Genomic DNA, 10,851 nt, shown 5'->3' with positions numbered 1-10,851 from the left:
TACCGTAGAAACCCTCAGCGAACGCTGGGGATTTTTGCATATCAGGGTCTGTATCATTTTATTTTTCCATATGAAAGATTAAATCTATGACCACCCTCGTTTTTGCAACCCGCATTTTGATGAATTTTGGGCTTGCTTAAATCTATCCGGCGTCACTATAGGCAAGGATGCCCGCGCCTCGATGAGTTCCGCGCCAGATGTTCCTAAAAAACCACTCGGCTTTAATAAGCCATCTTAACCTGTAGTGGTCAACTAATTCCGGACAGTAAATTAGAGAGAGCCTCAGCTTTTTCTTAATTGGCATAAGTTAACGAGAGTTTTTTCCTAATTGAATGCCTACTTGTACTTAAGCTGACGACGTAGTTCATATCAAGTTTGAGCCAGCATTGAATGATTAAACCTTAATTTCGCCTGGACATTTCTCCTAAGCTGGCTTAATGTCTCTGCTTCTGATTTTGATAAGTTTGGCAATTTTCAAGTTCTTATTCATTGTCATGGTGTGGTTCTTGCTGGTTGTGGTGGCCCATTGCTCTAAATCATTCGGTAATATATCAGCGGCGAAATCCTCCTGGTCACAAAAAAATATGTCTTATATCTCCACTCTAAAGGATAAGATTTTACGATACACTAAATAAATTGGGATTACAGTTTCACAGCCAGACTAAATTTTAAAAAAATGTATCCTTATAGTGTATAAATATATCATAACACTACGTTTATTATTCTAAACTTTACTCATTCTATATTGCGTTGAAATATGAAGAAAAAACGTCCTATTTTACAAGATGTTGCTGATCGTGTTGGTATAACTAAAATGACGGTAAGTCGTTTCTTGCGTAATCCTGATCAAGTTTCTGAGCAATTGCGAAAGAAAATAGCGGATGCTTTAGATGAGTTAGGCTATATCCCAAATAAAGTACCGGATATTCTCTCTAATTCCACTAGTCATGCTATTGGTATTTTATTGCCTTCTTTGACTAACCAAGTTTTTGCGGAGGTTATTCGTGGTATCGAATATGTGACGGATAGTTATGGTTATCAAACTATGTTGGCCCACTATGGCTATCGCTCAGAAAAAGAAGAAGAGCGTTTGATTTCTTTACTTTCCTATAATATTGATGGTTTGATTCTTTCAGAACGTACTCATACTCCACGAACTTTAAAGATGTTGGGAACGGCTGGTATCCCTGTCGTTGAACTGATGGATTGTGTTTCTCCTTGTTTTGATATGGCAGTTGGTATTGACAACTTTGAAGCAGCTCGGCAGATGGTAATGGCAATGATTGAGCGTGGTTGCCAGCGGGTGATTTATCTTGGTGCGAGACAAGATGAAAGGACAATTATTCGTCTGGAGGGCTATGAAGCTGCAATGAAAAGCGCCGGGTTAAAGCCAGGTAAGATAATGACACCAGACAGCTCTTCTTACACATTAGGGGGACAGTTACTGAATGAAGCACGAACAAAATATCCTGATGTTGATGGTCTATTCTGCACTAACGATGACCTCGCAATCGGAGCAATTTTCGAGTGCCAACGTCAAGGGATAGCTGTACCACATGATATTGCGATAGCTGGCTTTCATGGTCATGATGTTGGTCAGGTGATGACACCAAAACTTGCCAGTGTATTGACGTCTCGTGACTTATTGGGGCGGAGGGCTGCCGAATTATTAATGGCTCGGCTGAAGGGCGAACATTTACCGCAAAAAATGATTGATATCGGCTTTCAGTTATCTCTGGGAGAGAGTATCTAATCGGTCTGCTGGATTTGCGTTTTTTTGAACTCATTTGTGATAAATATCACATTTATATTTCCTGAATATTCCGTGTTGTTGCGAATTTCGTCTCTACTTCTGATAATGTTACCGATAACAGTTACCGGTAACATTTGTGGATAAAATATCTACGCTGAGGAGTTTATATGAGCGATACCCAACATTCGAATCATGTTTTTGTGCTTATGGGGGTATCCGGTAGTGGTAAATCTGCTGTTGCCAGTGCTGTGGCCTATAAATTGGATTCTGCTTTTTTAGATGGTGATTTTTTACACCCAAGATCTAACATTAATAAGATGGCTGAAGGCTATGCACTGAATGATGAAGATCGTGAACCTTGGTTGAAATCACTGAATCATGCAATTTTTGCTATGCAACGCACAAACCCGGTTTCCCTGATTGTTTGCTCTGCTTTAAAAAAACATTACCGGGATATACTGCGTGGTAATAATAAGAATCTGTCATTTCTTTATATGAAAGGCGACTTTGATTTAATTGAAAGTCGATTGAAGGCACGTAAAGATCATTTTTTTAAATCTCAAATGTTGGTATCTCAGTTTGAGGTATTAGAAGAGCCGGGGAGTGATGAACAGGATGTTTATCTGGTTGACATTAGATCATCTCTTGATGAAGTGATAAATCACTCGATAAGAATAATTAATAATGTCATTTCAGGGGGAAAATAATGAGTACTTTAACCTTAGTGCTGACAGCGGTGGGTTCTGTTTTTTTACTGTTGTTTTTGGTGATGAAGGCCAGAATCCACGCTTTTGTTGCGTTAATACTGGTTTCTATGGGAGCGGGTGTTTTTTCTGGTATGCCACTGGATAAAATTGCTGAAACAATGCAAGAAGGAATGGGAGGAACGTTAGGTTTTCTGGCTATTGTTGTCGCACTGGGGGCGATGTTTGGTAAAGTTCTGCATGAAACAGGCGCACTGGATCAGATTGCGATTAAACTACTAAATAGTTTTGGTGAAAAGAATGCTCATTATTCATTGGGGATCGCTGGCCTGGTTTGTGCTTTGCCATTGTTCTTTGATGTAGCTATTGTTTTATTAATTGGTGTGGCGTTCGCAGTCGCGCGTCGTACTGGCGGTAATGTAGTGAAGCTGGTTATTCCTCTGTTTGCTGGTGTCGCAGCCGCCGCAGCATTTTTGTTACCTGGTCCAGCACCGATGTTGTTGGCTTCACAGATGAATGCTGATTTTGGCTGGATGATCTTGATCGGTATCAGTGCAGCGATTCCTGGGATGTTACTGGCGGGGCCAATCTTCGGTAATTTTATCAGTAAGTATGTCACTCTGGATTTGCCCGTGGATATAAGTGAGCCAAGCCTTGGTCAAGGTAAGATGCCATCTTTTGGTTTGAGTTTGTCACTGGTTCTATTCCCTTTGGCTTTGGTTGGGTTAAAGGCTATTGGTGAGAATTTTGTTGAACAGGGTTCTGAGTTGTATCAGTGGCTTGAATTTATCGGTCATCCATTTTCTGCGATTTTGATTGCTTGTTTGATTGCTATTTATGGTTTGGCAATTCGCCGTGGGATGAGTAAAGAAAAAGTGATGGATATTTGCTCTTCGGCTATTCAACCGGCTGGAATTATTTTATTGGTGACTGGGGCTGGTGGTGTATTCAAACAAGTATTAGTGGATTCTGGTGTTGGTCCTGCTTTGGGAAACGCATTGATTGGGGCAGGGCTGCCTATTGCATTAGCGTGTTTCATCCTTGCTGGTACAGTACGCGTTATTCAAGGTTCTGCAACTGTTGCCTGTTTGACAACTGTTGGTCTGATTTTGCCCGTTGTTGATCTTCTGGAATATTCTAGTGCCCAGCTTGCAGCTCTTTCAATTTGTATTGCGGGTGGTTCTTTGGTATTGAGCCATGTTAATGACTCAGGCTTTTGGTTATTTGGTAAATTTACTGGTGCAACAGAATCTCAAACACTGAAAACTTGGTCAATTATGGAAACTATTCTTGGAATAACAGGTGCCGTTGTAGGGATGATTTTTTTTGCTGTGATGTAACTCTTTTGCCATCTTAATAGCTAAAATTTAAAGTGCTTTTCTCGGCGTTAAATAATGCCGCCTTCTATAGAAGGCGGATGATAAGCCAACTATGCAGATGATTAATAAAGCTAGAACAGCGTTCTCGCTAATGGATGGCGATTGCACCAGCGATCTTTATAGGAGAAAGTAGGTTTGCCAATAGAATAGCGCATCGTTTTTTGATTTTGCTGACAGAGCGTTGAAGCATTTTGAATATTTAACCACATGACAATGCTTCCAAGGCTGAGATTAGCGTATTCAGGATCGTATCCACCGTTTACTGCATCGAATGAAACCCATTGAGGGCTGTCTGATTTTATAACTAAATCGTAGGCTGCTGGGGTTCCATTGATAGTTAATACACATCCGTACAGATGTTGTTTGAGTTCGGTATATAGTTCGGTTAATTTTCCTTTTTCTTCTTCACTGTGTTTTTTTTCCCACCGTTTTTCGTACAGTGTGGTGTAAATATCAACAAATTCCTGGCAGGTGAAATCATCAATTTGATGTATTTCTCCGCCTGCACGCTTAAATTTATTAATTTCATTACTCCGATTTCTTCTTGTTTTATAAGAAAAATCTTCTTTAGCAAGGCATATTGTTCGCTTGTTTAATCGGCCATAGTAGATGTTGACGAAGTTTTCTTTGTGCAGAGGCGATATGGTTTTTGACTTCCCAGGGATGATAGTTTTTAGATGTTTGGCGATAGGGAAGAGAATTTCATCGTAACTGAAAAAATAGTAGTCCTTTTGGTGACTTGCTGCCAGATGATGATCTTTACATGTAAAGTATGCCCCTTCGATAACGTTTTCTATTTGTGGATTTTCTTTGACGTAAAAGATAAAACTATTGCCAAATTTTTCATTTAAAAAACGTACAATATCTGGATGAGTAGATATTCCACCACCATAGAGAGAATACGCTTGTTGGTAACGTTCGAAACTACATTCTTTCCAGCCGGAGATGAGCCTTTTTATAGAGCTGAGAGGATACTTTTTGGGAAAAATCATATTTTAAATACTCTTTTTAACGCTATGTTTTACACATGGTATAAACTTATTTTCAACGCATTAAATACAACAAAAAAGATAGTTTGTCTTTATTAAATGGGTTTCTTGTGAGCTCATACATATTGTAAATCTAAGATTATAAGTTTAATTTTTCTGCACTAAAAACAAGATAAGTATTTAGTACTATTCCCAATCAAGCCTTATTGTTGCTTATTGACCGAGAACATCTATTAACTGTTGGTATAAAGCTTCAGCACTGCGTTCATAACCTGCGGCTGAAAGGTGAACATAATCAGGACGAGCAAGATCTTGTTGCGCCCAGCTCCTAATTGAGCATTTTCCACCCATATATGCACGCCAGTTCCAGAATAGTGTGTGCTGATCTTGAGCGACTTTTTGTTGAGTATGGATGATATTATCCAACATTGTTGGTTGTTGTGCTATACAACTTGTAAATTGGTTGTTTTTCAAAGAATCACCCGGCCCAATGATAAGGATAACTGTTTGTGGTAACTGATTACGAATCTGCTTTATCTTAGTTTCCAGTTGCTGGCGATAGTTTGATAAATCCAGCGAATGATTAAATGCCTCATTTGTGCCATAGGCGAGGATCACCATATCAGGATGCATTTGAACTAATGTATCAATCCATTTTGGCTGCCATTTATCCATCATATTAATGGTTGCACCATTAATACCCAAGGCAGATAACATAATACCTGGTTGTTTACGTTTGATAAACCAGCCGCCTAATTTTAACTGATTATTTTGTATCGCCATAATATTAACTGGGAATGTAACTGATTCTTCAGTAGAAAATTGCCAGTGATCATGGGTTGCCGGTAATTTTAGTATTCGTTTGGTTGCAGATTGTACCAGAATCTGAGCATCACCCGATGCTTGGTATAACGTTTTGAGTTGATAGCGGTCATGGGATGGTGCAAACAGTCTTAGAATTAATTGACTTATTTGGCTATTGGGTTCTGCAATTGCACCGCCGATAGGAAAATCAGGCCGATTATCTTTGCGGCTGGTGGTGAGTTTCCATTGCTGCTTATCATCGGTCATACTGACCATAGCGTTACGTTGACCAGGTACATTAATTGGGCTAACAAAACCAATCCCTGCATCGCCAAAACGTTGTTGCAATAAAGAGCGAAGCTTGCCGGTAAAAAAGTCTGCGGCAGTATGGGAATCTCCTATCTGAACAAAATGCAGTTGATTATGGCGGCTGTTGTGGAGTTTATCCGCCAGTAAAGCTAAATTCGGTTCACCAAAGTCTATTAGCTGTTGGCTCTCTTTTGCAGACTGTTGTGTTGGCAACGGCAATGGTTTTTGTTTATGGCACGATATCAAACTTAAAGAGAGTGTGATGACCAGACTAATGCCAGCAGATTGGTATCGCCGACGAAGTTGTTTAATTATTTTCATTTTGTTTAGCGGGTTCCTGAATAAATTTAATCAATGAAAATATGTTATCTGAGATAGCTTGCTGGCCTTTCAAGCTAAAGTGTATACCATCACCGCTTCTGAGTTTAATTTTGTTACTATTGTCGCCGACATAATCGGAATAATCATTTGCATGATATTTGAAAATATCATTAACAGAAACATAGATTTCTCCAGCTTTCGTTACTTCCGATTGATATAAGGATCTCAGATATTTCATGCTGGCAGAAAGTTTTTTCTGTCGCATATTGGGAGGAGCAACCCAGATAATATCAGCACCGTGGTTACGTGCTGCGGTAAGGACCATTTCGATACGCTGGCGATAGAGGTTTTCCCAATCAGGGCTGGCGAATTTCAGGTAGATGTTTCCATGTCTTGGTGGCATATCCCAGGGATCATTTGGCCCCAAAAAAATAACAACTAGCTTGATATCACGGTTGGCTTCCAGTGTTTTATTGATAGTTTCCGGCCAATTAAAAAAACTGGGATAAGCAAGCCCAGTACTTTGTTTGCTGAGATTAATACTTGAAATACTGTAATCCCGGTAGAGCCGACGTTTCAGATGGGGAGCGATACCTTGCATCATTGAATCTCCAGCAAACAGCACTTTATCTTTGGCTGTCAGTGTTACGTTGGTTTTAGCGATAACTGTGCTGGGGGAAACATTATTTCTTAAATTATGGGGTATTGGTGAATTAACAGGATGAGTATGGGGAGATTTCTGTAATAACTCAGGGAAAATTGCAGGCAGATTTGTAACAGGAGAGGGATAACCACTCAGGAGCTTGAGTCCAATTTGAAAATCCGCAGGCAGTGTGATATCAGTTTCTTGGAGAGTTTGCTGATGGTTGCTACTGTTATTGCTGGTAGTATGTGACATGAAAGCTTCCCCCGCAGCGAGTACACCTTGTTCCAGGTTATCACCGAAATCCCAGAGCGGATGGCCTTGCAAAGTCGCCCAAAGACTTTGCTGGTGATATTCTTGTTGCCAGAATCTATCCAGTGAACGATGATTTAGCCAGATTAACAGTAGGCTAGTTAATATTACGATAAAAATAACTTGCCCGGCCGTTTTTAAATTAGATTTGAATTCAGAAATTGGCATAAATGAATCCTGGTATTCCTTGTGGTGAAATCATAAATACCAAAGTCAGAATAATCGCTAATGGTATTGGGTAGCATATCCATGAAATCTGAGAATACATTTTCTCAACCATTATTTTTAGATTAATCAGCCACGGATAAATAATAAAGAGTCCCCAGAACATCAGTAACAACCCACTATTGGCTATTATCGAGTGAAATAAATTTGATGATATCAATTGATTTAATAGAATTATTGCATCATCTAGAGTAGGACAACGGAAGAAAACCCATGCCAGACAGACAAAGTGGAAAGTGATGATTCTGGATAAAAATGAAATGACTGGATTTTGGGGAATATTTTGATTCTTTTTGTCTATTGGGGGAAATAACTGATATTTAACATTTAGGATTATTAATCCCAATCCATGAATAGCTCCCCAGATAATGAAATTAATTCCGGCTCCATGCCATAACCCAGAGATTACCATAGCAACAAAAAAATTGAGATTTTTACGTACAAATCCTTTCTTATTACCACCAAGAGGAATATAGATATAATCACGGATAAATTCAGATAAACTGATATGCCAACGGCGCCAGAAGGCTTGTAAGTTTTCAGCCAGATAAGGGGCATTGAAGTTTTCAGGTACTCTGAATCCAAGGAGTAATGCTAATCCAGTAACAAGATTGGTATAACCAGAAAAATTAAAATAGATATGCCAGGCATAGGCATAGATACTAACCAAGATTTGCCCTGCATTGTAGCTGACGGGATCATCAAAAACCGGATTAACATAATTTTCGGATAAATAAGAGCTGAACAAAAATAGTTTGGTTATTGCCAATGTAATTAATAATATGGCTCTTGATGGTTCAATGATCACTCTTGATGATATCTGGATTTGAGGCAGGAAATCTTTAGCTCGGTTTATTGGTCCGGCAACAATACTCGGAAAAAAGCATAGATATAAAGCGACATCAGGAAATGATGCTTTGGGTATTTCTTTTCTTACGACAGCAACGACATAGCTGACGGAATGAAATGCATAAAAAGATAAACCCAAAGGGACGAGTAGTGTTAGTACGGGTAAATCTATGGACAAGCCAAATTTGACAAACGCTTGTTGGAGACTTTCTTGAAAGAAAGAATAATATTTGAATAGAGTGAAACACCCCAGAATACCTATTGTCAGGATAGTAAACGTGATGCGGTTGGATAGAAATTTGCTGGCTATGTTTGTTAAAAGATAAATAAATAGCGTATAGCCAAATAGGATGCCGGTGAAAAGCGGATTAAAGGAAAAGACAAACAGATAACTTGCGATTATCAGCAGGTAGTTTTGTGTTTTCGCATGTTTTTGTAGCATCCAATACAAGAGAAAGAAAGCAACAAAGGAACCAAGAAACTCAAAAGAAAAGAAATTCATATTAAACTCTGGTCAATCATTTTATCTCAATACAGGTTAATATCGAGGGATACTATAGTATTTAATCTAAACATTCTGTCAATGAAAAGAACAAATGGGTGGATATAAGAAAATCATCCATTCCATAGTGACTGCTTGTCCCAATAAGGCTATTTTATGTGCCCTTCTTTGCCATAAAGAGCGAACCCGGGCAGCGCTCAGACAAAAGCATGCGCTTTTGAACGCACTTTAGTGCGGCCCGTAAGGCGAGCGAAGCGAGTCATCCTCACGTACTACATGTACATGTACGTTCCGGTTTTTCCGCGCTGTCCGTGTTCACGGTTCATTGATAAAAATAGCTTGCAACAAGCAACAATTACGCCTATTGAGATTGGCACTTACTCGTGATCGTTTTTAGCTAACTTCTGCGCCTGAGTAATAAGCCCTTTATTGCTGTTAAATACTTTGTGCAGGTAGTTGTTGTAAGTTGAACCCAATTGTGAATATCCTTCAAGATTATCAATCAATTTGCTGGTATTTAGTGATTCCTGAAGGCTTCTCTGCTTGGCGCGTGAAGCACGTAATGATTCATAAGCGTTATGGGTGTTCATATTTCTCATATAGGCTTTGACCGAATCATTGATAGTTGGATAGGTGGAATAACCTTTTATCTTACCTTGGGTTTTCTTACAGTTATTACCGCAACGCATACCAAATAAGTTGTTGTTCTGTTGTGCAAGCTTAGATGTTCCCCAACCAGATTCTGTTGCGGCCTGAGTGGCAACAAAATGGGTTGGGATGATGTCAACACGACTTAGTAGCTTGTTCCAGTTAACTTTTTTAGGCGAGCTGCTACAGCTCACGTTGTAGTTTTTACAAATTTGTTGCAGGCGCTTGATGTTCTGTATAGACCAATGCTTGGCATTTTGGTGTTCCAGTAGCCATTTCCGTTCCTGCATAATTTGTTGATTGTGTTGATCAATCACAGGGACAACAACATTTAAAAACGCTTTCTTACGTAGGGTGCCCGAAGGGTATTTTCGCAAATCTGGCAAATTGCTTTGCATGCCATTGTGAGAATACTCTATGCTTTTAGCTGTGCTAGTTGAAGCATGACTAAAAGCGGAAAACAATAGTGAGATAAAGAAAGCGAAGATGGCAGTCGTCCTCATCGTTTGAGAGGGCATTGCTTTTCCTCGTTTGCTCTGAATAAAAAACAAGCTGATGTTAGCAAAATAAATCCAGCATAGCCAGAGTTATTAGTGATTCATAAATATATTTTCTGGAATGAAAATTATTATTTTGCTAATTTGTTCTGTGGTTTTTTATTAATTTATATATGGTTATGTGCTGTTTGTGTACAAAATATTGCCTGCCTAGGTTGAATTATTCATCAGATATGATCATGATTTTTGAGTTAATTTTGTGCCTGTAAGTCGCTTTATCAAAAGAAAAGTGATTTGTAAACCAGCTAGTATAATATCGGAAGTGATTGAACTTAGTTTTATATAGTACTGTTAATTATAGTACTGCCAATCGTAAGAACACCGCAGCGAGTAATAAACTAATTGATATTAATATTGCCGTTATAAGAATAAGTATCATTTTCATAAAAAGGTAACCCGTTACCGATATGGTCTCTTTCCTCTGTGAGCTAAAACTAAGTCGTATCTGTCAGGCTTGAGCTAATTTTATAATAGATCCATTGTTATTGGTGCGGTGCAGGATATTCGATATGGTTCTAAATGTTAAGTTAAAATAAGTAACAATGTGTTACAAATATTTACTGCGGGTGATATTGTAAGAATATAATAATGGAGGTGTATATAAGAATAAAGAAAATTTAATAATTTATTTGTTGATAATATAAATATTTATCTTTCTATTTTTATATTAAAGGTGTTTTTGGAGAATTAAATTTATATTTTTCTCGTGCTAGATTAAATTATTTCTCACATTTTTATATTACGTGTGATTATATTTTCCCCTAAGGTTTTTATTTGTGATTTATTTTTATGTCATTGATTTTTAATAAATTTATTTCATTTTTAATTAATGGTGATTGAATTTTTTTCATATGTT

8 protein-coding genes are annotated in these 10,851 nt (G+C 38.3%); 3 read left to right on the top strand and 5 right to left on the bottom strand.

The window, feature by feature from the left end; all coding sequences use genetic code 11:
* Positions 1–757: 757 nt before the first annotated feature.
* From gntR to gntU, 3 genes are all read left to right on the top strand, one after another.
* A complete protein-coding gene (gene gntR, locus LGZ98_RS14825) occupies positions 758–1,753 on the top strand; it encodes a gluconate operon transcriptional repressor GntR (RefSeq protein WP_112879097.1) in 996 nt (331 codons plus the stop codon).
* Positions 1,754–1,920: 167 nt separating this feature from the next.
* Positions 1,921–2,460 (top strand): gluconokinase, encoded by a 540-nt coding sequence (gene gntK / locus LGZ98_RS14820; RefSeq protein ID WP_113043881.1) that lies wholly within the window; start codon positions 1,921–1,923, stop codon positions 2,458–2,460.
* Positions 2,460–3,797, top strand: a complete 1,338-nt coding sequence (gene gntU / locus LGZ98_RS14815; protein ID WP_113043880.1) for a gluconate transporter — start codon at positions 2,460–2,462, stop codon at positions 3,795–3,797. Before gntK ends, gntU begins: the two co-directional genes overlap by 1 nt.
* Before the next feature lie 110 nt (positions 3,798–3,907).
* Here the strand turns inward: gntU and LGZ98_RS14810 are convergent, their stop codons facing one another.
* From LGZ98_RS14810 to LGZ98_RS14790, 5 genes are all read right to left on the bottom strand, one after another.
* The gene (locus tag LGZ98_RS14810) at positions 3,908–4,828 is read right to left on the bottom strand and encodes a GNAT family N-acetyltransferase (protein WP_113043879.1); all 921 of its coding nucleotides are present in this window, start codon (positions 4,826–4,828) and stop codon (positions 3,908–3,910) included.
* Between the two features lie 210 nt (positions 4,829–5,038).
* A complete protein-coding gene (locus tag LGZ98_RS14805; protein WP_113043878.1) occupies positions 5,039–6,259 on the bottom strand; it encodes an SGNH/GDSL hydrolase family protein in 1,221 nt (406 codons plus the stop codon).
* Positions 6,246–7,382 (bottom strand): SGNH/GDSL hydrolase family protein, encoded by a 1,137-nt coding sequence (locus LGZ98_RS14800; protein ID WP_113043877.1) that lies wholly within the window; start codon positions 7,380–7,382, stop codon positions 6,246–6,248. The genes LGZ98_RS14805 and LGZ98_RS14800 overlap by 14 nt, the downstream gene beginning before the upstream one ends.
* Positions 7,369–8,790, bottom strand: coding sequence for an MBOAT family O-acyltransferase (locus tag LGZ98_RS14795; protein ID WP_113043876.1), 1,422 nt, complete (start codon positions 8,788–8,790; stop codon positions 7,369–7,371). The genes LGZ98_RS14800 and LGZ98_RS14795 overlap by 14 nt, the downstream gene beginning before the upstream one ends.
* A 377-nt stretch (positions 8,791–9,167) precedes the next feature.
* Positions 9,168–9,956, bottom strand: coding sequence for a protein bax (locus LGZ98_RS14790; protein ID WP_113043875.1), 789 nt, complete (start codon positions 9,954–9,956; stop codon positions 9,168–9,170).
* Between the last annotated feature and the right edge of the window lie 895 nt (positions 9,957–10,851).

Source organism: Photorhabdus kayaii (assembly GCF_025384895.1).
Taxonomy (GTDB): domain Bacteria; phylum Pseudomonadota; class Gammaproteobacteria; order Enterobacterales; family Enterobacteriaceae; genus Photorhabdus; species Photorhabdus kayaii.
Note: the sequence above shows the minus strand (reverse complement) of the source record. Positions and strands in the feature narration are given on the sequence as shown.

What these genes read in the sequence shown, in the direction of transcription:
- LGZ98_RS14810 (WP_113043879.1), bottom strand. Translation starts at nt 4,828, where the DNA reads ATGATTTTTCCCAAAAAGTATCCTCTCAGCTCTATAAAAAGGCTCATC.
- LGZ98_RS14805 (WP_113043878.1), bottom strand. Translation starts at nt 6,259, where the DNA reads ATGAAAATAATTAAACAACTTCGTCGGCGATACCAATCTGCTGGCATT.
- LGZ98_RS14800 (WP_113043877.1), bottom strand. Translation starts at nt 7,382, where the DNA reads ATGCCAATTTCTGAATTCAAATCTAATTTAAAAACGGCCGGGCAAGTT.
- LGZ98_RS14795 (WP_113043876.1), bottom strand. Translation starts at nt 8,790, where the DNA reads ATGAATTTCTTTTCTTTTGAGTTTCTTGGTTCCTTTGTTGCTTTCTTT.
- LGZ98_RS14790 (WP_113043875.1), bottom strand. Translation starts at nt 9,956, where the DNA reads ATGCCCTCTCAAACGATGAGGACGACTGCCATCTTCGCTTTCTTTATC.
- gntK (WP_113043881.1), top strand. Translation starts at nt 1,921, where the DNA reads ATGAGCGATACCCAACATTCGAATCATGTTTTTGTGCTTATGGGGGTA.
- gntR (WP_112879097.1), top strand. Translation starts at nt 758, where the DNA reads ATGAAGAAAAAACGTCCTATTTTACAAGATGTTGCTGATCGTGTTGGT.
- gntU (WP_113043880.1), top strand. Translation starts at nt 2,460, where the DNA reads ATGAGTACTTTAACCTTAGTGCTGACAGCGGTGGGTTCTGTTTTTTTA.